Consider the following 23,564-nt stretch of genomic DNA (forward strand, 5'->3'; position numbering starts at 1 on the left):
ACCCCGGAACCGGAAAAAACAAGGAAGGACCCATACCCATGGCAAAGATGTCTACCGACGACCTGCTCGACGCTTTCAAGGAAATGACCCTGCTGGAGCTCTCCGACTTCGTGAAGAAGTTCGAGGAGACCTTCGAGGTCACCGCGGCCGCCCCGGTCGCCGTTGCCGCCGCCGGTGGTGGCGCCGCCGGTGGAGCGCCCGCCGAGGCCGCCGAGGAGCAGTCGGAGTTCGACGTGATCCTCGAGGCCGCCGGTGACAAGAAGATCGGCGTCATCAAGGTGGTCCGCGAGATCGTCTCCGGCCTGGGCCTCAAGGAGGCCAAGGACCTGGTCGACGGCGCGCCCAAGCCGCTGCTGGAGAAGGTGGCCAAGGAGGCCGCCGACGAGGCCAAGACCAAGCTCGAGGCCGCCGGCGCCACCGTCACCGTCAAGTAAGTCACTGCGCGCAAACCCCCGGGATCGCCATCCCGGGGGTTTCGTGCGTTCAGCGCCTGGCCGACTGCAGCGACTGCGCCACCCGATCGGGTGAATCCCCAAGGGCAGCAAGAAGATTCGTAGTCATCGCGGTAAGCACCGGTACGACCGCCGAGTCGTCGTCACCGTAATAGCCGGCCAGCTCCAGCATGACGAACCCGTGGATCAACGCCCAGAACTGGGCCGCGGTGGCCACGACGGACGCATCATCGTCGGGGGCGCCCACGGTGATCCGGCCGGCCAGCATGCACCGGTGCACCCCGCGCACCACATGGGCGAAGCTCGGGTGGCGCCGCTCGATCTCGGCGACCGTCAGCGTCAGGACGTTATGGGCGGGCGCGTTGATGCCGTGTGCGCTGGTGCTGCCGAACATCAGTCGATACATGTGCGGGCGCCTGATGGCGTAACGGCGGTAGGCCGCGCCGACGACCAGTAGATCGGTGACCGGGTCGGCGGTCTGCGGCACCGTCAGGGCGGCGTCGAACTGCCGCAGCCCCTCCTCGGCCATCTCGGCGATCAGCCCGCGCATCCCACCGAAGTGGGTGTACACCGCCATCGTGGAGGTCCCCGCGGCGCCGGCCACCTTGCGCGTCTGCAGGGCGTCGGGCCCGTGCTCATCGAGCAGGCCGACCGCCGCGTGCAGCATCTCCTCGCGAACGCTGCGCTGAACGTCTGAAGTCATCGTTGCCATCTTCCCATCGGAAGCGTAGCGTGCCAATAACGCCGAAATAACAATGTTATAGGAGCTCAGCCATGGCGACCACGACAACCGCCAAGCCCAGTAATCCGTACCTCGAGGGCTTTCTGGCGCCGGTGAGCGCGGAAGTCACCGCGCACGATCTGCGGGTCACCGGACGGATCCCCGAACACCTCGACGGCCGCTACCTGCGCAACGGGCCGAACCCCGTCGCCGAGGTGAACCCGGCCGTCTACCACTGGTTCAGCGGCGACGGCATGGTGCACGGGGTCGGATTGCGCGACGGGCAGGCCCGTTGGTATCGCAACCGCTGGGTGCGCACCGCGCACGTATGCAGGGCATTGAACGAGTCAGCCCCTCCGGGGCTGAACCCGCGCGCCGGGATGCTCTCGGTGGGCCCGAACACCAACGTGCTGAGCCATGCCGGTCAAACGCTTGCGCTCGTCGAGGGGGGCGGGGCGAACTACCGGCTGACCGAAGAACTCGACACCGAGGGGGCGTGCGATTTCGACGGCACCCTGTTCGGGGGCTACACCGCCCATCCGCACCGCGATCCCCACACCGGCGAACTGCACGCGGTTTCCTACGCGTTCACCCGCGGTCGGACCGTGCAGTACTCGGTCATCGACACCTCGGGACGGGCCCGTCGCACCGTCGACATCGACGTGTCAGGGTCGCCGATGATGCACGATTTCTCGCTGACCGACAAATATGTGGTGATCTACGACCTGCCGGTCACATTCGATCCCGTGCAGGTGATGCCGACGAACGTGCCGCGGTGGTTGAGTTTGCCGGCCCGGCTGGTGATGCAGTCGCTGATCGGGCGCGTCCGCGTCCCCGGTCCGATGACCACGATGATCAACCGCAATCGCGAACCGATCAATCGGATGCCGTACCGCTGGAATCCCGACTACCCGGCGCGGATCGGAGTCATGCCGCGCGAGGGCCACGGGAGCAACGCGGGCAAAGATGCCATCCGCTGGTTCGACATCGAACCCTGTTACGTCTATCACCCGCTCAACGCCTACTCCGAGATGCGCGGTGGCGCTGAGATTTTGGTGCTCGATGTGGTCCGCTACTCGCGGATGTTCGACCAAGACCTGCGCGGCCCCGGCGACAGCCGGCCGACCCTGGACCGCTGGACGATCAACCTCGCGACCGGGGCGGTCACCAGCGAACGCCGCGACGATCGTCCTCAGGAGTTTCCGCGCATCAACGAGACGCTGCTGGGCGGGCGGCACCGATTCGGCTACACCATCGGCACCGACGGCGGCTACCTGGCGAACGGGGCGTCCGAGATGTCCACCGCGCTCTACAAACACGACTACGCCACCGGATCCAGCACGGCCGCCGCCGTTGATACCGGCCTTTTACTCGGCGAGATGTCCTTCGTGCCCAACCCGGCGGCCCGCGCCGAGGACGACGGCATCCTGATGGGCTTCGGCTATCACCGCGACCGCGACGAAGGCCAGCTGGCTTTGCTGGACGCACAGACGCTCGAACAGGTGGCCACCGTGCACCTGCCCCAGCGGGTGCCGATGGGCTTCCACGGCAACTGGGCACCCGCTGGCTAACACGTGCGTCAAATAAGAGGCGCCGCGCGGGCTTCCGGGCGATCTCAGGACGGCCAATTTTTCCGCCTGTCGTGCGCATCCCTGATGCCGTGTGGCAGGCGTGCGCTACAGTGACTCATGCCACATAAAAGGGCAGGTGGCGGGCACGACTGTCGACGGAAGGATTCCCCATGGGCGTCGCTATCGAGGTGAATGGACTGACGAAGTCCTTCGGCTCCTCGAGGATTTGGGAAGACGTGACGCTGGAAATCCCCGCCGGGGAGGTCAGCGTCCTACTGGGACCATCGGGTACCGGCAAATCGGTTTTCTTGAAGTCCCTGATCGGTTTGTTGCGGCCCGAGCGCGGCTCGGTCGTCATCGACGGCACCGACATCCTGCAGTGTTCGGCCAAGGAGCTCTACGAGATCCGCACGCTGTTCGGCGTGATGTTCCAGGACGGCGCACTGTTCGGTTCGATGAACCTGTTCGACAACGCGGCGTTCCCGCTGCGCGAACACACCAAGAAGAAGGAAGGCGAGATCCGTGACATCGTCATGGAGAAGCTGACCCTGGTCGGTCTCGGTGGCGACGAGAAGAAGTTCCCCGGAGAGATCTCCGGCGGTATGCGCAAGCGCGCCAGCCTGGCCCGCGCGCTGGTGATGGACCCGCAAATCATCCTCTGCGACGAGCCGGACTCGGGTCTGGACCCGGTCCGTACCGCCTACCTGAGCCAGTTGATCCTCGACATCAACGCCCAGATCGACGCCACGGTGCTGATCGTTACCCACAACATCAACATCGCCCGCACGGTGCCGGACAACATGGGCATGCTGTTCCGCCGCAAGCTGGTCATGTTCGGCCCCCGCGAGGTGCTGCTGACCAGCGACGAGCCCGTCGTGCGGCAGTTCCTCAACGGCCGCCGCATCGGACCGATCGGCATGTCCGAGGAAAAGGACGAGGCGACCATGGCCGAAGAGCAGGCCGCGCTGGACGCCGGACAGCATGCCGGCGGTGTCGAGGAGATCGAGGGTGTGCCCCCGCAGATCGTCGCGTCGCCGGGCATGCCGGAGCGCAAGGCCGTCGGCCGGCGCCAGGCGCGGGTGCGCGAGATCCTGCACACCCTGCCGCAGAAGGCGCAAGCCGCGATCATCGACGACATGGAAGGCACCCACAAGTATCGGGCGCACGAGGTCGGCGATTAGGGCGTGGTGCCCGCCGGGTTTCGCGATAACTCCGCGTAACACTCCCGGCCCGCCCTCTTGACGACGGGCCATAAACGGGCCAGTCTGTTGGGCAGCATGTATCCAGTGGAGAGTCGAGATGCCAGCCAGCGCCGATGTCCCTGGACTGCTAATGCTGGGCAGTTGAGGAATGCGCCGTCCTGCGCTATTGTTGGACGTTGCGCTGGCTACCTCCTGCCCACCTCACCCGCCACCTGACATCGTGGTCTAAGCCTGAGCCCCGTAAGCGGCTTAGTTCTAGTTGCGCGTGAGATCCGGACAGATCGTCTGCCGGCCGAACCGACACAATTCGCGGCGAGCTGGCCGGTGGTCCCGGTCTTCGTGAGTCGCACGAGGTGCTGGAAGGATGCATCTTGGCAGATTTCCGCCAGAGCAAGACGGATCGCCCACAAAGTTCCTCTAACGGGAGTTCCTCAAACGGCTCCGTGCCGGGAGCGCCCAATCGAGTTTCCTTCGCCAAGCTCCGCGAACCGCTCGAGGTTCCGGGCCTGCTTGACGTGCAGATCGACTCCTTCGAGTGGTTGATCGGCGCGCCGCGGTGGCGCGAGGCCGCCGCCGCACGCGGGGACGTGACTCCGGTGGGTGGCCTGGAAGAGGTGCTCTACGAGCTCTCGCCGATCGAGGACTTCTCCGGCTCGATGTCGCTGTCGTTCTCCGACCCGCGTTTCGACGAGGTCAAGGCGCCGGTCGACGAGTGCAAAGACAAGGACATGACGTACGCGGCCCCGCTGTTCGTCACGGCCGAGTTCATCAACAACAACACCGGCGAGATCAAGAGCCAGACGGTGTTCATGGGTGACTTCCCGATGATGACCGAGAAGGGCACCTTCATCATCAACGGCACCGAGCGTGTGGTGGTCAGCCAGCTGGTCCGCTCGCCCGGTGTGTATTTCGACGAGTCGATCGACAAGTCGACCGAGAAGCTTCTGCACAGCGTCAAGGTGATCCCGAGCCGTGGCGCCTGGCTGGAGTTCGACGTCGACAAGCGCGACACCGTCGGCGTCCGCATCGACCGCAAGCGCCGCCAGCCCGTCACCGTGTTGCTCAAGGCGTTGGGCTGGACCAACGAGCAGATCACGGAGCGGTTCGGTTTCTCCGAGATCATGATGTCGACGCTGGAGAAGGACAACACCGCCGGCACCGACGAGGCGCTGCTGGACATCTACCGCAAGCTGCGTCCGGGCGAGCCGCCGACCAAGGAGTCCGCGCAGACGCTGCTGGAGAACCTGTTCTTCAAGGAGAAGCGCTACGACCTGGCCCGCGTCGGCCGCTACAAGGTCAACAAGAAGCTCGGCCTGCACACGGGCGAGCCGATCACGTCGTCGACGCTGACCGAGGAAGACGTCGTCGCCACCATCGAATACCTGGTCCGCCTGCACGAGGGCCAGGCCACGATGACCGTCCCCGGCGGCACCGAGGTGCCGGTGGAGACCGACGACATCGACCACTTCGGCAACCGCCGGCTGCGCACCGTGGGCGAGCTGATCCAGAACCAGATCCGGGTCGGCATGAGCCGCATGGAGCGCGTGGTCCGGGAGCGGATGACCACGCAGGACGTCGAGGCCATCACGCCGCAGACCCTGATCAACATCCGGCCGGTCGTCGCCGCGATCAAGGAGTTCTTCGGCACCAGCCAGCTGTCGCAGTTCATGGACCAGAACAACCCGCTGTCCGGGCTGACCCACAAGCGTCGTCTCTCGGCGCTGGGCCCCGGTGGTCTGTCGCGTGAGCGCGCCGGCCTGGAGGTTCGTGACGTCCACCCGTCGCACTACGGCCGCATGTGCCCGATCGAGACCCCGGAAGGCCCGAACATCGGTCTGATCGGCTCGCTGTCGGTGTACGCCCGCGTCAACCCGTTCGGGTTCATCGAGACGCCGTACCGCAAGGTGGTCGACGGTGTGGTCTCCGACGAGATCCACTACCTGACCGCCGACGAGGAGGACCGCCACGTGGTGGCGCAGGCCAATTCGCCGATCGACGCCAAGGGCCGGTTCGAAGAGGCACGCGTCCTGGTCCGCCGGAAGGCGGGCGAGGTCGAGTACGTGCCCTCGTCCGAGGTGGACTACATGGACGTGTCGCCGCGCCAGATGGTGTCGGTGGCCACGGCCATGATCCCGTTCCTCGAGCACGACGACGCCAACCGTGCCCTGATGGGTGCCAACATGCAGCGCCAGGCGGTTCCGCTGGTGCGCAGCGAGGCGCCGCTGGTGGGTACCGGTATGGAGCTGCGCGCGGCGATCGACGCCGGCGACGTGGTCGTGGCCGACAAGGCCGGGGTGATCGAGGAGGTCTCCGCCGACTACATCACCGTGATGGCCGACGACGGCACCCGGCACACCTACCGGATGCGCAAGTTCGAGCGGTCCAACCACGGAACCTGCGCCAACCAGTCGCCGATCGTCGACGCGGGGGAGCGGGTCGAGGCCGGCCAGGTGATCGCCGACGGTCCCTGCACCGAGAACGGCGAGATGGCGCTGGGCAAGAACCTGCTCGTGGCGATCATGCCGTGGGAAGGCCACAACTACGAGGACGCGATCATCCTCTCCAACCGGCTGGTTGAGGAGGACGTGCTCACCTCGATCCACATCGAGGAGCACGAGATCGACGCCCGCGACACCAAGCTGGGCGCCGAGGAGATCACCCGGGACATCCCGAACGTCTCCGATGAGGTGCTGGCCGACCTGGACGAGCGCGGCATCGTGCGCATCGGTGCCGAGGTTCGCGATGGCGACATCCTGGTCGGCAAGGTCACCCCAAAGGGTGAGACCGAGCTGACCCCGGAGGAGCGGCTGCTGCGCGCGATCTTCGGTGAGAAGGCCCGCGAGGTTCGCGACACCTCACTGAAGGTGCCGCACGGTGAGTCCGGCAAGGTGATCGGCATCCGGGTGTTCTCCCGCGAGGACGACGACGAGCTGCCGGCCGGTGTCAACGAGCTGGTGCGCGTCTACGTGGCCCAGAAGCGCAAGATCTCCGACGGCGACAAGCTCGCCGGACGCCACGGCAACAAGGGCGTCATCGGCAAGATCCTGCCGCAGGAGGACATGCCGTTCCTGCCGGACGGCACGCCGGTGGACATCATCCTGAACACCCACGGTGTGCCCCGACGGATGAACATCGGCCAGATCCTGGAGACCCACCTCGGGTGGGTGGCCAAGTCCGGCTGGAACATCGACGGCTCGCCCGACTGGGCGGTCAACCTGCCCGAGGAGCTGCTGCACGCGCAGCCGAACCAGATTGTGTCGACGCCGGTGTTCGATGGCGCCAAGGAGGAGGAGCTGCAGGGCATGCTGTCCTGCACGCTGCCCAACCGCGACGGTGAGGTCATGGTCAACGGCGACGGCAAGGCGGTGCTGTTCGACGGCCGCAGCGGTGAGCCGTTCCCGTACCCGGTGACCGTCGGCTACATGTACATCATGAAGCTGCACCACCTGGTGGACGACAAGATCCACGCCCGCTCCACCGGCCCGTACTCGATGATCACGCAGCAGCCGCTGGGCGGTAAGGCGCAGTTCGGTGGCCAGCGCTTCGGTGAGATGGAGTGTTGGGCCATGCAGGCCTACGGCGCGGCGTACACGCTGCAGGAGCTGTTGACCATCAAGTCCGACGACACCGTCGGCCGGGTCAAGGTGTACGAGGCGATCGTCAAGGGCGAGAACATCCCGGAGCCGGGCATTCCCGAGTCCTTCAAGGTGTTGCTCAAGGAGTTGCAGTCGCTCTGCCTCAACGTCGAGGTGCTCTCCTCGGACGGTGCGGCGATCGAGCTGCGCGAAGGCGAGGACGAGGACCTCGAGCGGGCAGCCGCGAACCTGGGAATCAACCTGTCCCGCAACGAATCTGCGTCTGTTGAGGATCTGGCTTAGCGGCAAGTTCATTGCGGCTCAAGCCCGCCTTCTTATTGGTAACTAAACCCGCAAGGGGAAAGGGAGTTACGTGCTCGACGTCAACTTCTTCGATGAACTCCGTATCGGCTTGGCCACCGCGGAGGACATCAGGCAATGGTCTTACGGCGAGGTCAAGAAGCCGGAGACGATCAACTACCGCACGCTGAAGCCGGAGAAGGACGGCCTGTTCTGCGAGAAGATCTTCGGACCGACTCGCGACTGGGAGTGCTACTGCGGCAAGTACAAGCGCGTCCGGTTCAAGGGCATCATCTGCGAGCGCTGCGGCGTCGAGGTGACCCGCGCCAAGGTGCGCCGCGAGCGGATGGGCCACATCGAGCTGGCCGCGCCCGTCACGCACATCTGGTACTTCAAGGGCGTGCCGTCGCGGCTGGGGTATCTGCTGGACCTGGCGCCGAAGGATCTCGAGAAGATCATCTACTTCGCCGCCTACGTCATCACGTCGGTTGACGACGAGATGCGCCACAACGAGGTCTCGACGCTCGAGGCCGAAATGATGGTGGAACGCAAGGCCATTGAGGACCAGCGCGACGCCGACCTGGAGGCCCGCGCCCAGAAGCTCGAGGCCGACCTGGCCGAGCTGGAGGCCGAGGGCGCCAAGGCCGACGCGCGCCGCAAGGTCCGCGACGGCGGCGAGCGCGAGATGCGTCAGCTGCGCGACCGGGCGCAGCGCGAGCTGGACCGGCTCGAGGAGATCTGGACGACCTTCACCAAGCTGGCCCCCAAGCAGCTGATCGTCGACGAGAACCTCTACCGCGAACTGATCGACCGCTTCGGTGAGTACTTCACCGGCGCCATGGGTGCGGAGTCGATCCAGAAGCTGATCGAGAACTTCGACATCGACGCCGAGGCCGAGTCGCTGCGTGACGTCATCAAGAACGGCAAGGGGCAGAAGAAGCTTCGCGCGCTCAAGCGGCTCAAGGTGGTTGCCGCCTTCCAGCAGTCGGGTAACTCCCCGATGGGCATGGTGCTCGACGCCGTCCCGGTGATCCCGCCGGAACTGCGCCCGATGGTGCAGCTCGACGGTGGCCGGTTCGCCACGTCGGACCTCAACGACCTGTACCGCCGCGTGATCAACCGCAATAACCGCCTCAAGAGGCTGATCGACCTCGGCGCGCCCGAGATCATCGTCAACAACGAGAAGCGGATGTTGCAGGAGTCCGTGGACGCGCTGTTCGACAATGGCCGTCGCGGCCGTCCGGTCACCGGGCCGGGTAACCGCCCGCTGAAGTCGCTCTCGGATCTGCTCAAGGGTAAGCAGGGCCGGTTCCGTCAGAACCTGCTCGGTAAGCGTGTCGACTACTCGGGCCGTTCGGTCATCGTGGTCGGTCCGCAGCTCAAGCTGCACCAGTGCGGGCTGCCCAAGCTGATGGCGCTGGAGCTGTTCAAGCCGTTCGTGATGAAGCGGCTGGTCGATCTCAACCACGCGCAGAACATCAAGAGCGCCAAGCGCATGGTGGAGCGTCAGCGTCCCCAGGTGTGGGATGTCCTCGAAGAGGTCATCGCCGAGCACCCGGTGCTGCTGAACCGCGCACCCACCCTGCACCGGCTGGGCATCCAGGCCTTCGAGCCAATGCTGGTGGAGGGCAAGGCGATTCAGCTTCACCCGCTGGTGTGTGAGGCGTTCAACGCCGACTTCGACGGTGACCAGATGGCGGTGCACCTGCCGCTTTCCGCCGAGGCGCAGGCCGAGGCCCGCATCTTGATGCTGTCGAGCAACAACATTCTGTCGCCCGCGTCTGGGCGTCCGCTGGCCATGCCGCGTCTGGACATGGTGACCGGCCTGTACTACCTGACCACCGAGGTCGAGGGGGACAAGGGCGAATTCAAGGCGGCCGCCAAGGACGAGCCCGAGGTCGGGGTTTACTCCTCGCCGGCCGAGGCGATCATGGCGGCCGACCGTGGCGTGCTGTCGGTGCGGGCCAAGATCAAGGTGCGGCTGACGCAGTTGCGTCCGCCCACGGAGATCGAGGCCGAGCTGTTCGGCGCCAACGGCTGGCAGCCGGGCGACGCCTGGATGGCCGAGACCACATTGGGCCGTGTGCTTTTCAACGAGCTGCTGCCGGTGGGCTATCCGTTCGTGAACAAGCAGATGCACAAGAAGGTGCAGGCGTCGATCATCAACGATCTGGCCGAGCGCTACCCGATGATCGTCGTCGCGCAGACCGTGGACAAGCTCAAGGACGCCGGTTTTTACTGGGCGACCCGCAGTGGTGTCACGGTCTCGATGGCCGACGTGCTCGTCCCGCCGCGTAAGAAGGAGATCCTCGACCAGTACGAGGAGCGGGCCGAGAAGGTCGAAAAGCAGTTCCAGCGTGGTGCTTTGAACCACGACGAGCGCAACGAGGCGCTGGTGGAGATCTGGAAGGAAGCCACCGACGAGGTCGGTCAGGCGCTGCGCGAGCACTACCCGGCCGACAACCCGATCATCACGATCGTTGACTCGGGCGCCACGGGTAACTTCACCCAGACGCGAACGCTGGCCGGCATGAAGGGTCTGGTGACCAACCCGAAGGGTGAGTTCATCCCGCGTCCGGTCAAGTCGTCGTTCCGTGAGGGCCTGACGGTGCTGGAGTACTTCATCAACACGCACGGCGCTCGAAAGGGCCTGGCGGACACCGCGTTGCGTACCGCCGACTCGGGTTACCTGACCCGTCGTCTGGTGGACGTCAGCCAGGATGTCATCGTCCGCGAGCACGACTGCGAGACCGAGCGGGGCATCATCGTCGAGCTGGCCGAGCGGCAGGCGGACGGCACCCTGATCCGCGACCCGTACATCGAAACCTCGGCGTACGCACGGACTCTGGGTGCCGACGCGGTCGACGAGGCCGGCAACGTCGTCGTGGCGCGTGGCGAGGACCTGGGTGACCCGTCGATCGAAGCCCTACTGGCCGCGGGCATTACGCAGATCAAGGTGCGCTCGGTGCTGACGTGTACCACCGGTACCGGTGTGTGTGCGACCTGTTACGGGCGGTCCATGGCCACCGGCAAGTTGGTCGACATCGGCGAGGCCGTGGGTATCGTCGCGGCGCAGTCCATCGGTGAGCCCGGTACCCAGCTGACGATGCGTACCTTCCACCAGGGTGGTGTCGGTGAGGACATCACCGGCGGTCTGCCCCGGGTGCAGGAGCTGTTCGAGGCCCGCATCCCGCGCGGTAAGGCGCCGATCGCCGACGTCACCGGGCGGGTGCGTCTCGAGGATGGTGAGCGGTTCTACAAGATCACCATCGTTCCCGACGACGGCAGCGAAGAGGTCGTGTACGACAAGCTCTCCAAGCGGCAGCGGCTGCGGGTGTTCAAGCACGAGGACGGTTCCGAGCGGGTGCTGTCCGATGGTGACCACGTCGAGGTGGGCCAGCAGCTGATGGAAGGCTCGGCCGACCCGCACGAGGTGCTGCGCGTGCAGGGCCCCCGCGAGGTGCAGATCCACCTGGTCCGCGAGGTCCAGGAGGTCTACCGCGCCCAGGGTGTGTCAATCCACGACAAGCACATCGAGGTGATCGTTCGCCAGATGCTGCGCCGCGTCACCATCATCGACTCGGGCTCCACGGAGTTCCTGCCCGGCTCGCTGATCGAGCGAGCGGGGTTCGAGGCGGAGAACCGCCGGGTGGTGTCCGAGGGCGGCGAGCCCGCCGCCGGACGCCCGGTCCTGATGGGCATCACGAAGGCGTCGCTGGCCACCGACTCGTGGCTGAGTGCGGCGTCGTTCCAGGAGACCACGCGAGTGCTGACCGACGCGGCGATCAACTGCCGCAGCGACAAGCTCAACGGTCTGAAGGAGAACGTGATCATCGGAAAGCTGATCCCGGCCGGTACCGGTATCAACCGGTACCGCAACATCCAGGTGCAGCCGACCGAGGAGGCCCGGGCCGCGGCGTACACGATCCCCTCCTACGAGGATCAGTACTACAGCCCGGACTTCGGTGCGGCCACTGGTGCCGCGGTGCCGCTGGACGACTACGGCTACAGCGACTACCGCTAGTTCACAACGGAAAAAGCCCCGGCCCTTGGGTCCGGGGCTTTTTCATGCGTCGAGTGTGCGGCCAGCCGCACGTTCGGACCCGAGTGTGCGGCCAGCCGCACGCCGGCGGGCGGGGCAGAGCGACCACGTCGTCGATGTACTCGTCCTCAATCAAAGCATCGACGAGTGACGGCGGCCCGAGGATCTCGCATCGGCCCGGTGGATTAGACACTCACGACACGGCCGCCTCACCGGTCCACCGCCGGAAAGATCGTCCATACAAGAACCCCGCCAGCCATCACCCTTGCCATCGCAGACAGTACCGGCCTGGACCGCGCAGCCATCGCGGCCGTCAGTACCCCTCACTAGACTGGCCACCGTGCTCATCGGTTCACACGTCCGCAATGACGACCCGTTGGCCGCCGCGCAAAACGACGGCGCCGACGTCGTGCAGTTCTTCCTCGGCAACCCGCAGAGCTGGAAGAAACCCAAGCCGCGCGACGACGCCGAGGCGCTCAAAGCGTCGACCGTGCCGCTGTACGTCCATGCGCCGTACCTGATCAACGTGGCCTCGGCCAACAACCGCATCCGCATCCCGTCGCGCAAGATCTTGCAGGACACCTGCGACGCGGCGGCGCAGATCGACGCGACGGCGGTGATCGTGCACGGCGGCCACGCCGACGACAACGACATGGACGCCGGCTTCGAGCGCTGGGTCAAGGCGCTGGACTACCTGGAAACGGACGTGCAGGTGTATCTCGAGAACACCGCCGGCGGCGACCATGCGATGGCTCGCCACTTCGACACCATCGGCCGGCTGTGGGATCACATCGGCGACAAGGGAATTGGGTTCTGCCTGGACACCTGCCACGCTTGGGCGGCGGGTGAGCAGCTGATCGACGCCGTCGACCGGATCAAGGCGCTGACCGGCCGCATCGACCTGGTGCACTGCAACGACTCGAGAGACGCCGCGGGCTCCGGCGCCGACCGGCACGCCAACTTCGGCACCGGGAAGATTGACCCGCAGCTACTCGTCGCGGTGGTCGATGCCGCCGGCGCGCCGGTGATCTGCGAAACGGCCGACGAGGGCCGCAAGGACGACATCGCCTTCCTGCGGGAGAACATCAAGGGCTGACCCGCCCGCCTGTTACACCTCTTGTGCAACTGTCGAGGAAATGTAACATTGGTGGCATGTCGGATACCCACGTCGTCACCAACCAGGTTCCGCCCCTGGAGAACCACAACCCCGCCAGCTCCGCGGTGCTCATCGAGGCCCTGATCCGCGAGGGCGGTCAGTGGGGCCTGGACGAAGTGAACGATGTGGGCGCGCTGTCGGCCACCCACCAGGCGCAGCGGTGGGGCGAGCTCGCCGACCGTAACCGGCCCGTCCTGCACACCCACGACCGCAACGGCCACCGCATCGACGAGGTCGAATACGACCCCGCCTACCACGAACTGATGCGCGCGGCGATCGCCCACGGCATGCACGCCGCACCCTGGGCCGACGAGCGGCCGGGCGCACACGTCGTGCGCGCCGCCAAGACTTCGGTGTGGACGGTGGAACCTGGCCACGTCTGCCCGATTTCGATGACGTACGCCGTCGTTCCCGCGCTGCGCTTCAACCCCGAGCTGGCCAAGGTGTACGAGCCTCTGCTGACCAGCCGCGAATACGACCCCGAGCTCCGGCTGGCCACCACCAAGCCGGGCATCACCGCGGGCATGTCGATGACCGAGAAGCAGGGTGGCTCCGACGTGCGCGCCGGCACCACCCACGCAACGCCGAACGCCGACGGCAGCTATAGCCTGACCGGGCACAAGTGGTTCACCTCGGCGCCGATGTGCGACATCTTCCTGGTGCTGGCGCAGGCGCCGGGCGGGCTGTCGTGCTTCCTGCTGCCCCGGATCCTGCCCGACGGCAGCCGCAACCGGATGTTCCTGCAGCGGCTCAAGGACAAGCTCGGCAACCACGCCAACGCCTCCAGCGAGGTGGAGTACGACGGCGCGATCGCGTGGCTGGTGGGGGAGGAAGGGCGCGGCGTGCCCACCATCATCGAGATGGTCAACCTCACCCGGCTGGACTGCACGCTGGGCAGCGCCACCAGCATGCGCACTGGTTTGACCCGCGCGATCTACCATGCCCAGCACCGAAAGGCCTTCGGCGCCTACCTGATCGACCAACCGCTGATGCGCAACGTGCTGGCCGACCTGGCCGTCGAGGCGGAGGCGGCCACCATGGTCGCGATGCGAATGGCCGGCGCCACCGATAAAGCCGTGCGCGGCGACCAGCGCGAGGCGCTGCTGCGCCGCATCGGCCTTGCGGCAAGCAAGTACTGGGTGTGCAAGCGCTCCACGCCCCATGCCGCCGAGGCGCTGGAGTGCTTGGGCGGCAACGGCTACGTCGAGGACTCCGGCATGCCGCGGCTGTACCGGGAGGCGCCGCTGATGGGTATCTGGGAGGGTTCGGGCAACGTCAGTGCACTGGACACGTTGCGCGCCATGGCAACTCGCCCCGAATGCGTCGAGGTGCTGTTCGACGAGCTCGCCGACGGCGCGGGTCAAGATCCGCGCCTGGCCAACCACGTCGCGCGGCTGCGCGATCAGCTAAGCGAACTGGAGTCCATTCAGTACCGCGGCCGCAAGGTGGCCGAAGACATCTGCCTGGCGCTGCAGGGCTCGCTGTTGGTGCGCCACGGCCACCCCGCTGTTGCCGAGGCGTTCCTGACCACCCGGCTCGACCGACGGTGGGGCGGTGCGTTCGGCACCATGCCGGACGGGCTCGACCTCGCACCGATCCTGGAGCGGGCGCTGGTCAAGGGCTGAGCCGCAACATGACTCACGCGATCAGGCCGGTCGACTTCGACAACCTCAAGACGATGACCTATGAGGTCACCGATCGGGTTGCGCGCATCACGTTCAACCGGCCGGACAAAGGCAACGCCATCGTCGCCGACACCCCATTGGAACTCTCGGCACTGGTGGAGCGCGCCGATCTCGACCCGGATGTTCATGTCATCCTGGTGTCCGGCCGCGGCGAGGGCTTCTGCGCGGGCTTCGACCTGAGCGCCTACGCCGACCGCACCGGCTCGGCCGGCGGCACCGGCGCGTACCAGGGCACGGTGCTGGACGGAAAGACCCAGGCGGTCAACCATCTGGCGGACCAGCCGTGGGACCCGATGATCGACTATCAGATGATGAGCCGCTTCGTGCGGGGCTTCGCCAGCCTCATGCACGCCGACAAGCCGACGGTGGTCAAAATCCACGGCTACTGCGTGGCCGGCGGCACCGACATCGCGCTGCACGCCGATCAGGTGATCGCCGCCGCCGACGCCAAGATCGGCTACCCGCCGACCCGGGTGTGGGGCGTCCCGGCGGCGGGGCTGTGGGCCCATCGGCTCGGCGACCAACGTGCCAAACGCCTTCTGCTGACTGGAGATTGCATTACCGGCACGCAGGCCGCCGAGTGGGGTCTGGCGGTGGAGGCGCCGGACGCCAAAGACCTCGACGAGCGCACCGAGCGGCTCGTCGAGCGGATCGCCGCGGTGCCGGTCAATCAGCTGATCATGGTCAAACTCGCGCTGAATTCCGCTCTGCTGCAACAGGGCGTGGCAACCAGCCGGATGGTCAGCACCGTGTTCGACGGTGTCGCCCGGCACACGCCGGAGGGCCACGCCTTCGTCGCCGATGCGGTCGAGCACGGCTTCCGTGAGGCGGTGCGGCATCGCGACGAACCGTTCGGCGACCACGGCCGCCGCGCGTCCGGAGTGTAGCCATGCCGGACATGACGGCACGGTCGGTGGTGCTCAGCGTGCTGCTCGGCGCCCACCCCGCCCATGCCCGTGCCAGCGAATTGGTCAGGCTAACTTCCGATTTCGGCATAAAGGAGTCGACGCTTCGCGTGGCGCTGACCCGCATGGTCGGTGCCGGCGACCTGATCCGGGCCACGGACGGCTACCGGCTCTCCGACCGCCTGCTGGCTCGTCAACGACGCCAGGACGACGCCATCGACCCGCGGGTGCATCCGTGGAACGGGGAGTGGATCACCCTCATCGTGACCAGCGTGGGGAATGACGCGCGCACCCGCGCAGCGCTGCGAACCACGTTGCACGACAAGCGCTTCGGTGAACTCCGCGAAGGGGTGTGGATGCGCCCCGACAACATCGGCGCAGACCCCGGTACCGAGGTCCTCGCCCAGGCGAGGGTGCTGCGGGCCCGCGACGACGACCCCGCCGAACTGGCCGCGCAGCTGTGGGACCTGCCCGCCTGGGCTCAAACCGGCCATCGGCTGCTCGACGAGATGTCCGCGGCGCCAGATATTCCCGGTCGTTTCCTGGTGGCCGCTGCGATGGTGCGGCACCTGCTCAGCGACCCGGTGCTGCCCGTCGAGCTGCTGCCGCCCGACTGGCCCGGCGCCAGGTTGCGGGCGGCATACCATGGCTTTGCCGCTGAGCTGCTTCGGCGGCGCGAACCACTATTCGCGGAGGCGACATGACTGACCCGGTGCGTATCGAGCGCAACGGCCCGGTGACCACGGTGATCATCAACCGACCGGGGGCCCGCAACGCGGTCAACGGTCCGACGGCCGCCGCGCTCTACGCGGCGTTCGAGGAGTTCGATAGCGATGACACCGCATCGGTGGCCGTACTGTGGGGCGATAACGGAACATTTTGCGCCGGAGCCGATTTGAAGGCCTTCGGTACGTCCGACGCCAACGCCGTCCATCGCACCGGCCCGGGTCCGATGGGCCCGACCCGGATGGTGCTGTCCAAACCCGTAATCGCGGCGGTCAGCGGCCACGCCGTCGCGGGCGGCCTGGAATTGGCCATCTGGTGTGACCTGCGGGTGGCCGAGGAGGACGCCGTGTTCGGCGTGTTCTGCCGGCGCTGGGGCGTTCCGCTGATCGACGGCGGCACCGTGCGGTTGCCCCGGCTGATCGGGCACAGCCGCGCGATGGACATGATCCTCACCGGCCGCGGGGTGCCCGCGGAGGAAGCCCTTGCCATCGGGTTGGCGAATCGGGTTGTCCCCAAAGGCCAGTCGCGCCATGCCGCGGAGGAGATGGCGGCGCAACTGGCGGCGCTGCCGCAGCAGTGCCTGCGTTCGGACCGGCTTTCGGCGCTACACCAATGGGGGACAACGGAATCCGAGGCGATGGACTTCGAATTCGCCAGCATCTCCCGGGTGGCCGCGGAGGCGAACGAAGGAGCCGGGCGTTTCGCGGCGGGTGCCGGCCGGCACGGGGCACCGGCCGGCTAGGCACGGGGCGCCGCCGGCTAGGTACGGGCGCCGGGTGCCGGCCCGGTGCGGTCAGCCGCCCTTGTTGATCGTGTTGCCCGAACCGATCTCGTCGACCTTGGGGGCGCCGTCCTTGTAGGTGATGGTGTTGTCCATCCCCAGCACGGTGATTCGGGTGTTGACCTTGTCGAAGGTGATCTTGTTGTTGGCGCCGGTGATGGTGGTCGACTCGCAGGTGCCCGTAACGGTCAACGTGTTGTTCGAGCCGCCGACGTTCAGCGACTTGCCGTTGGCGCAGTCGAGGGTGGTGGTGGTGCCCATCGATCCGTAGTTCATCATGTTCCCGATCTCGAGGGACGCGGTGGTGCTCGCCCCGCTCGATCCCGTCGTCGGCGCGGCGCCGGCACTGGTCGTCGCGGTCGTCGCGGTGCTCTTGGTGGTGGTCGTCGACGAGCCCGACGGCGGGCCGGCCGTCGAACTGCAGCCCGCCAGCACCAGGGCTGCGGCGGCCGGTGTCAATCCGAGCACGGTCAGGCGCAGCGAACGGTCACGGATGTAGGCGGGCATCGTTCCTCGATTCTTGATCGGATTAGGTTGTGGCGCCGAGGTTTAGCCCGGCACCTGTTGGAGCCGGTTGGTCATGCCCAGTTCGCGGCCGCGGTCCCACAGGGCGGGCTGACCGCCCTTGTAGAACACCGTTTGGTCGTAGCCGTACACGGTGATGTCGTGCGACACCGAGTCGGCGATGACGGTGTTCGACGAACCCATCACCGTGACGGCGTAACAGTTGCCCAACGCGGTGACGTTGTTGCGGGTGCCGTTCACCATCAGGGTGGCGTCGTTGCAGTCGACGGTCTGCTCGATGCCCTCGCCCACGACGTGGGTGTCACCGTTCTTGGCCTGCGCGACGTGCGGCGCGGCGGCGGCGGTGGCAACGACGGCGATGGCACAGGTGGCCAGTGACCCGGCGACAGTCGTCCACTTCACTGCGGGCCCCCTCTTGGACAGGTCGGCTGCTCGAAACGGAGCAAGCATGACATTACGTCCAGTTGCCGGCCCGGCGGGAGACTTTGAATTCCTTTGCCCGGTGCTCATATCCCCATGACATTAGTGTCCGGACGGTCGTCAACTAGAGTCATTAGTTAACCGCAACCCGTTCATGCGATCGAAGGGCGACGCCATGGCAGCTCGACCGGATCCGCCGTCGGCGGCCGGGCGTCAACGCACGGGGCGGCCCGCCTCCCGTCCGGCCAAGCTGAGCCGGGACGGGATCATCGACGGCGCCCTGACGTTCTTGGATCGCGAGGGCTGGGACGCCCTGACCATCAACGCGCTGGCGATGCAGCTGGGCACCAAGGGGCCGTCGCTGTATAACCACGTCGACAGCCTGGAGGATTTGCGCCGTGCGGTGCGGATCCGCGTCGTCGACGACATCATCACGATGCTCAACCGGGTTGGCGAGGGCCGCGCCCGCGACGACGCGGTGCTGGTGATGGCCGGTGCCTACCGCAGCTACGCGCACCACCACCCCGGCCGCTACTCGGCCTTCACGCGGATGCCCTTGGGCGGCGACGATCCCGAATACACGGCCGCGACCCGCGGCGCGGCCGCACCGGTGATCGCGGTGCTGTCCTCCTACGGCCTGGACGGCGAGGCGGCCTTTCACGCGGCGATCGAGTTCTGGTCCGCGATGCACGGCTTCGTTCTACTGGAGATGACCGGCGTGATGGACGAGATCGACACCGACGCGTTGTTCTCCGACATGGTGCTGCGGCTGGCGGCGGGCCTGGAAAGGCGCACCGCCGCCGATGGTGCCCTGCACTAGCCGAAGGGCGACCCGCTACTACGAACTAGCGCCGCCGTCGCTTTGACCTGCGAGACCGGCGGCGGGTATTGTGGTTCCTCGTGCCTGGCGGCTTACGGCGCCTAACCGTAAGGGAGTGGATGCCGGGCGAATTCGCGTGTCCACGAAGCATCGGACCTCCTCCGGTGCGCAGCGCATGCGACACACCCGGGCGCGGGGTGATGCGGCCGGACATAACTGCAGTACACAGACTTGAGAACGCTCGAAGTATGCCGAACACGAACACAGAAAGCCGGTAGATGCCAACCATTCAGCAGCTGGTCCGCAAGGGTCGCCGCGACAAGGTCGCCAAGGTCAAGACCGCGGCCCTGAAGGGCAGCCCGCAGCGCCGTGGCGTATGCACCCGCGTGTACACCACCACCCCGAAGAAGCCGAACTCGGCGCTTCGGAAGGTCGCCCGCGTGAAGCTGACGAGCCAGGTTGAGGTCACCGCCTACATCCCCGGCGAAGGCCACAACCTGCAGGAGCACTCGATGGTGCTGGTGCGCGGTGGCCGTGTGAAGGACCTCCCCGGTGTCCGGTACAAGATCATTCGCGGTTCGCTCGACACCCAGGGTGTCAAGAACCGCAAGCAGGCTCGCAGCCGTTACGGCGCCAAGAAGGAGAAGAGCTAATGCCGCGCAAGGGGCCCGCGCCGAAGCGCCCGCTGGTCAATGACCCGGTCTACGGGTCGCAGCTGGTGACGCAGCTGGTGAACAAAGTTCTGCTGGACGGGAAGAAATCGCTGGCCGAGCGCATTGTTTATGGAGCGCTCGAGAACGCCCGGGAAAAGACGGGTACCGACCCGGTGATCACGCTCAAGCGCGCGATGGACAACGTCAAGCCCTCCCTCGAGGTGCGCAGCCGCCGCGTCGGTGGCGCTACGTACCAGGTTCCCGTCGAGGTGCGTCCGGATCGCTCCGTGACGCTGGCTCTGCGTTGGTTGGTCAGCTTCTCCAAGCAACGCCGCGAGAAAACCATGGTCGAGCGGCTGGCCAACGAGATCCTGGACGCCAGCAATGGCCTCGGGGCCGCCGTCAAGCGGCGCGAGGACACCCACAAGATGGCCGAGGCCAACCGCGCCTTTGCGCACTATCGCTGGTAGGGGCTCCAACGGCGCGAAAGGCAGTGTGGCCGGGCGCCAACCGACAGCGAACTAACCAAGCAATCGAAAGAGTGGGAAGACTTCTGTGGCACAGAAGGACGTGCTGACCGACCTGACCAAGGTCCGCAACATCGGCATCATGGCGCACATCGACGCCGGCAAGACGACGACGACCGAGCGCATCCTCTACTACACCGGTATCAGCTACAAGATCGGTGAGGTGCACGACGGCGCCGCCACCATGGACTGGATGGAGCAGGAGCAGGAGCGGGGGATCACCATCACCTCCGCGGCTACCACCTGCTTCTGGAAAGACAACCAGATCAACATCATCGACACCCCCGGGCACGTCGACTTCACCGTCGAGGTGGAACGCAGCCTGCGCGTGCTCGACGGTGCCGTGGCCGTCTTCGACGGCAAGGAGGGTGTCGAGCCGCAGTCCGAGCAGGTCTGGCGGCAAGCCGACAAGTACGACGTCCCGCGCATCTGCTTCGTCAACAAGATGGACAAGATCGGGGCTGACTTCTACTTCTCCGTGAAGACCATGGAGGAGCGGCTCGGCGCCAACGCCATCCCGATTCAGCTGCCCGTCGGCTCCGAGGGTGACTTCGAGGGCATCGTCGACCTGGTCGAGATGAACGCCAAGGTGTGGCGCGGCGAGACGAAGCTCGGCGAGACCTACGACACCATCGAGATCCCGGCCGAGCTGGCCGAGAAGGCCGAGGAGTACCGCACCAAGCTGCTCGAGGCCGTCGCCGAGACCGACGAGGCGCTGCTGGACAAGTACCTCGGCGGCGAGGAGCTCACGGTCGAGGAGATCAAGGGCGCCATCCGCAAGCTGACCATCAACTCGGAGGCCTACCCGGTGCTGTGCGGCAGCGCCTTCAAGAACAAGGGTGTGCAGCCGATGCTGGACGCAGTGATCGACTACCTGCCCTCGCCGCTGGACGTGCCGCCGGCCGTCGGCCACGTTCCGGGCAAGGAGGACGAAGAGGTCACCCGCAACCCGTCGACCGACGAGCCGTTCTCCGCGCTCGCGTTCAAGGTCGCGACGCACCCCTTCTTCGGCAAGCTGACCTACGTCCGGGTGTACTCGGGCAAGGTCGACTCCGGCAGCCAGGTCATCAACGCCACCAAGGGCAAGAAGGAGCGGCTGGGCAAGCTGTTCCAGATGCACTCCAACAAGGAGAACCCGGTGGAGACGGCGTCGGCCGGTCACATCTATGCGGTGATCGGACTCAAGGACACCACGACCGGTGACACCCTGAGCGACCCGAACCAGCAGGTCGTGCTGGAGTCGATGACGTTCCCCGACCCGGTCATCGAGGTGGCCATCGAGCCCAAGACCAAGAGCGACCAGGAGAAGCTGTCGCTGTCGATCCAGAAGCTCGCCGAGGAGGATCCGACCTTCAAGGTCCACCAGGACACCGAGACCGGCCAGACCGTCATCGGTGGGATGGGCGAGTTGCACCTGGACATCCTGGTCGATCGCATGCGGCGCGAGTTCAAGGTCGAGGCGAACGTCGGTAAGCCACAGGTCGCTTACAAGGAGACCATCCGCCGCGTGGCGGAGAAGGTCGAATTCACCCACAAGAAGCAGACCGGTGGCTCGGGCCAGTTCGCGAAGGTGCTGATCAACCTCGAGCCGTTCCACGGCGAGGACGGCGCGACCTACGAGTTCGAGAACAAGGTCACCGGTGGCCGTATCCCGCGTGAGTACATCCCGTCGGTGGACGCCGGAGCCCAGGACGCGATGCAGTACGGCGTGCTGGCCGGCTACCCGTTGGTGAACTTGAAGGTCACCCTGCTCGACGGGGCGTTCCACGAGGTCGACTCGTCGGAGATGGCGTTCAAGATCGCAGGTTCGCAGGTGCTGAAAAAGGCTGCGCAGCAAGCACAACCGGTCATCCTGGAACCGATCATGGCCGTCGAGGTCACCACGCCCGAGGACTACATGGGTGACGTGATCGGCGACCTGAACTCCCGCCGTGGCCAGATCCAGGCCATGGAGGAGCGGAGCGGTGCGCGCGTCGTCAAGGCGCACGTGCCGCTGTCGGAGATGTTCGGCTACGTCGGCGACCTGAGGTCCAAGACTCAAGGCCGGGCGAATTACTCCATGGTCTTCGACTCGTACGCCGAAGTGCCGGCGAACGTGTCCAAGGAGATCATCGCCAAGGCGACGGGCCAGTAAGCCTCAGCTCGGAGTACCCTTGCCGGGTCATTGCAAAGCCTTGGGCGCGGCACAACTGAAAACACCAACACTGCTTTAACAAGCACCAACTAGTCCAGGAGGACACACAAGTGGCGAAGGCGAAGTTCGAGCGGACGAAGCCGCACGTCAACATCGGGACCATTGGTCACGTTGACCACGGCAAGACCACGCTGACCGCGGCTATCACCAAGGTTCTGCACGACAAGTACCCCAACCTGAACGAGTCCCGCGCGTTCGACCAGATCGACAACGCGCCCGAGGAGCGTCAGCGCGGTATCACCATCAACATCTCCCACGTGGAGTACCAGACCGAGAAGCGTCACTACGCGCACGTCGACGCCCCGGGTCACGCCGACTACATCAAGAACATGATCACCGGTGCGGCCCAGATGGACGGCGCCATCCTGGTGGTCGCCGCCACCGACGGCCCGATGCCGCAGACTCGTGAGCACGTGCTGCTCGCCCGTCAGGTCGGCGTGCCCTACATCCTGGTCGCGCTGAACAAGGCCGACATGGTCGACGACGAGGAGCTGCTCGAGCTCGTCGAGATGGAGGTCCGCGAACTGCTGGCCGCCCAGGAGTTCGACGAGGACGCGCCGGTCGTGCGGGTCTCGGCGCTCAAGGCGCTCGAGGGCGACGCTAAGTGGGTCGAGTCCGTCGAGCAGCTGATGGAGGCCGTCGACGAGTCGATCCCGGACCCGGTCCGCGAGACGGAGAAGCCGTTCCTGATGCCTGTCGAGGACGTCTTCACCATCACCGGTCGTGGCACGGTGGTCACCGGGCGTGTCGAGCGCGGCATCATCAACGTCAACGAAGAGGTCGAGATCGTCGGTATCAAGCCGACCAGCACCAAGACCACCGTCACCGGTGTGGAGATGTTCCGCAAGCTGCTCGACCAGGGCCAGGCCGGCGACAACGTCGGGCTGTTGCTGCGCGGTATCAAGCGTGAGGACGTCGAGCGTGGCCAGGTTGTGGTCAAGCCCGGCACCACCACGCCGCACACCGAGTTCGAGGGCAGCGTCTACATCCTGTCCAAGGACGAGGGCGGTCGGCACACGCCGTTCTTCAACAACTACCGTCCGCAGTTCTACTTCCGCACCACCGACGTGACCGGTGTGGTGACGCTGCCGGAGGGCACCGAAATGGTGATGCCCGGTGACAACACCAACATCGCGGTCAAGCTGATCCAGCCCGTCGCCATGGACGACGGTCTGCGGTTCGCGATCCGTGAGGGTGGCCGCACCGTCGGCGCCGGCCGGGTCGTCAAGATCATCAAGTAACTTCGGATCACCGCAAAGCCCGGATTGCCGACTCGGCAATCCGGGCTTTGCGCGTTGGGACTACTGGT

Annotated in this window: 18 protein-coding genes; 15 read left to right on the top strand and 3 right to left on the bottom strand. The window is 66.2% G+C overall.

The features are described from left to right. The first annotated feature begins 38 nt into the window (after positions 1 to 38). Positions 39 to 434 (top strand): 50S ribosomal protein L7/L12, encoded by a 396-nt coding sequence (gene rplL / locus A5753_RS01435; protein WP_007767831.1) that lies wholly within the window; start codon positions 39 to 41, stop codon positions 432 to 434. A gap of 49 nt (positions 435 to 483) precedes the next feature. Here the strand turns inward: rplL and A5753_RS01440 are convergent, their stop codons facing one another. Beyond that, the gene (locus tag A5753_RS01440; RefSeq protein WP_067122421.1) at positions 484 to 1,155 is read right to left on the bottom strand and encodes a TetR/AcrR family transcriptional regulator; all 672 of its coding nucleotides are present in this window, start codon (positions 1,153 to 1,155) and stop codon (positions 484 to 486) included. Positions 1,156 to 1,226: 71 nt separating this feature from the next. Between A5753_RS01440 and A5753_RS01445 the strand changes: the two genes are divergently transcribed. From A5753_RS01445 to A5753_RS01485, 9 genes are all read left to right on the top strand, one after another. Beyond that, a complete protein-coding gene (locus tag A5753_RS01445; protein ID WP_067122424.1) occupies positions 1,227 to 2,744 on the top strand; it encodes a carotenoid oxygenase family protein in 1,518 nt (505 codons plus the stop codon). A 170-nt stretch (positions 2,745 to 2,914) separates the two neighbouring features. Further along, a complete protein-coding gene (locus A5753_RS01450) occupies positions 2,915 to 3,925 on the top strand; it encodes an ABC transporter ATP-binding protein (protein ID WP_067122427.1) in 1,011 nt (336 codons plus the stop codon). Positions 3,926 to 4,317: 392 nt separating this feature from the next. Further along, positions 4,318 to 7,824 (top strand): DNA-directed RNA polymerase subunit beta, encoded by a 3,507-nt coding sequence (locus A5753_RS01455; protein WP_156655854.1) that lies wholly within the window; start codon positions 4,318 to 4,320, stop codon positions 7,822 to 7,824. Between the two features lie 70 nt (positions 7,825 to 7,894). Beyond that, positions 7,895 to 11,845 carry a DNA-directed RNA polymerase subunit beta' gene (locus A5753_RS01460; protein WP_067122432.1) on the top strand — a complete coding sequence of 1,317 codons (3,951 nt, stop codon included), beginning with the start codon at positions 7,895 to 7,897 and terminating at the stop codon, positions 11,843 to 11,845. Between the two features lie 358 nt (positions 11,846 to 12,203). Beyond that, a complete protein-coding gene (locus A5753_RS01465) occupies positions 12,204 to 12,959 on the top strand; it encodes a deoxyribonuclease IV (RefSeq protein ID WP_067122435.1) in 756 nt (251 codons plus the stop codon). Positions 12,960 to 13,015: 56 nt separating this feature from the next. Next, positions 13,016 to 14,644: an acyl-CoA dehydrogenase family protein gene (locus A5753_RS01470; RefSeq protein ID WP_067122438.1), complete on the top strand. Its 1,629-nt coding sequence runs from the start codon at positions 13,016 to 13,018 to the stop codon at positions 14,642 to 14,644. Positions 14,645 to 14,652: 8 nt separating this feature from the next. Continuing rightward, positions 14,653 to 15,591: a crotonase/enoyl-CoA hydratase family protein gene (locus tag A5753_RS01475; protein ID WP_067122441.1), complete on the top strand. Its 939-nt coding sequence runs from the start codon at positions 14,653 to 14,655 to the stop codon at positions 15,589 to 15,591. A 2-nt stretch (positions 15,592 to 15,593) separates the two neighbouring features. Next, complete coding sequence (locus tag A5753_RS01480; protein WP_067122444.1) at positions 15,594 to 16,313, top strand: PaaX family transcriptional regulator C-terminal domain-containing protein; 720 nt, start codon at positions 15,594 to 15,596, stop codon at positions 16,311 to 16,313. After that, complete coding sequence (locus tag A5753_RS01485; protein WP_067122447.1) at positions 16,310 to 17,077, top strand: crotonase/enoyl-CoA hydratase family protein; 768 nt, start codon at positions 16,310 to 16,312, stop codon at positions 17,075 to 17,077. Before A5753_RS01480 ends, A5753_RS01485 begins: the two co-directional genes overlap by 4 nt. 51 nt (positions 17,078 to 17,128) lie before the next feature. On the opposite strand, the gene A5753_RS01490 is transcribed toward A5753_RS01485, so the two are convergent. Then, positions 17,129 to 17,623, bottom strand: coding sequence for a DUF3060 domain-containing protein (locus A5753_RS01490; RefSeq protein WP_067122450.1), 495 nt, complete (start codon positions 17,621 to 17,623; stop codon positions 17,129 to 17,131). A gap of 42 nt (positions 17,624 to 17,665) precedes the next feature. Then, complete coding sequence (locus A5753_RS01495) at positions 17,666 to 18,043, bottom strand: DUF3060 domain-containing protein (RefSeq protein ID WP_067122453.1); 378 nt, start codon at positions 18,041 to 18,043, stop codon at positions 17,666 to 17,668. A 193-nt stretch (positions 18,044 to 18,236) separates the two neighbouring features. Between A5753_RS01495 and A5753_RS01500 the strand changes: the two genes are divergently transcribed. From A5753_RS01500 to tuf, 5 genes are all read left to right on the top strand, one after another. Next, positions 18,237 to 18,881, top strand: a complete 645-nt coding sequence (locus A5753_RS01500) for a TetR/AcrR family transcriptional regulator (protein ID WP_067122597.1) — start codon at positions 18,237 to 18,239, stop codon at positions 18,879 to 18,881. 278 nt (positions 18,882 to 19,159) lie between these two features. After that, positions 19,160 to 19,534 (top strand): 30S ribosomal protein S12, encoded by a 375-nt coding sequence (rpsL, locus tag A5753_RS01505; RefSeq protein ID WP_007767794.1) that lies wholly within the window; start codon positions 19,160 to 19,162, stop codon positions 19,532 to 19,534. Beyond that, positions 19,534 to 20,004 carry a 30S ribosomal protein S7 gene (rpsG, locus tag A5753_RS01510; RefSeq protein WP_007767793.1) on the top strand — a complete coding sequence of 157 codons (471 nt, stop codon included), beginning with the start codon at positions 19,534 to 19,536 and terminating at the stop codon, positions 20,002 to 20,004. The genes rpsL and rpsG overlap by 1 nt, the downstream gene beginning before the upstream one ends. Positions 20,005 to 20,089: 85 nt before the next feature. Beyond that, the gene (gene fusA / locus A5753_RS01515; RefSeq protein ID WP_067122456.1) at positions 20,090 to 22,195 is read left to right on the top strand and encodes an elongation factor G; all 2,106 of its coding nucleotides are present in this window, start codon (positions 20,090 to 20,092) and stop codon (positions 22,193 to 22,195) included. 110 nt (positions 22,196 to 22,305) lie between these two features. Next, positions 22,306 to 23,496, top strand: a complete 1,191-nt coding sequence (gene tuf, locus A5753_RS01520) for an elongation factor Tu (RefSeq protein WP_067122458.1) — start codon at positions 22,306 to 22,308, stop codon at positions 23,494 to 23,496. Positions 23,497 to 23,564 lie beyond the last annotated feature (68 nt).

The organism is Mycobacterium sp. 852002-51971_SCH5477799-a, from assembly GCF_001667145.1.
In the GTDB taxonomy this organism is placed as follows: domain Bacteria; phylum Actinomycetota; class Actinomycetes; order Mycobacteriales; family Mycobacteriaceae; genus Mycobacterium.

Coding starts and splice junctions, on each gene's coding strand:
- A5753_RS01470 (WP_067122438.1), top strand. CDS start 13,016: ATGTCGGATACCCACGTCGTCACCAACCAGGTTCCGCCCCTGGAGAAC.
- A5753_RS01480 (WP_067122444.1), top strand. CDS start 15,594: ATGCCGGACATGACGGCACGGTCGGTGGTGCTCAGCGTGCTGCTCGGC.
- A5753_RS01485 (WP_067122447.1), top strand. CDS start 16,310: ATGACTGACCCGGTGCGTATCGAGCGCAACGGCCCGGTGACCACGGTG.
- A5753_RS01450 (WP_067122427.1), top strand. CDS start 2,915: ATGGGCGTCGCTATCGAGGTGAATGGACTGACGAAGTCCTTCGGCTCC.
- A5753_RS01440 (WP_067122421.1), bottom strand. CDS start 1,155: ATGACTTCAGACGTTCAGCGCAGCGTTCGCGAGGAGATGCTGCACGCG.
- rpsL (WP_007767794.1), top strand. CDS start 19,160: ATGCCAACCATTCAGCAGCTGGTCCGCAAGGGTCGCCGCGACAAGGTC.
- rpsG (WP_007767793.1), top strand. CDS start 19,534: ATGCCGCGCAAGGGGCCCGCGCCGAAGCGCCCGCTGGTCAATGACCCG.
- A5753_RS01445 (WP_067122424.1), top strand. CDS start 1,227: ATGGCGACCACGACAACCGCCAAGCCCAGTAATCCGTACCTCGAGGGC.
- rplL (WP_007767831.1), top strand. CDS start 39: ATGGCAAAGATGTCTACCGACGACCTGCTCGACGCTTTCAAGGAAATG.
- A5753_RS01475 (WP_067122441.1), top strand. CDS start 14,653: ATGACTCACGCGATCAGGCCGGTCGACTTCGACAACCTCAAGACGATG.
- A5753_RS01500 (WP_067122597.1), top strand. CDS start 18,237: ATGGCAGCTCGACCGGATCCGCCGTCGGCGGCCGGGCGTCAACGCACG.
- A5753_RS01490 (WP_067122450.1), bottom strand. CDS start 17,623: ATGCCCGCCTACATCCGTGACCGTTCGCTGCGCCTGACCGTGCTCGGA.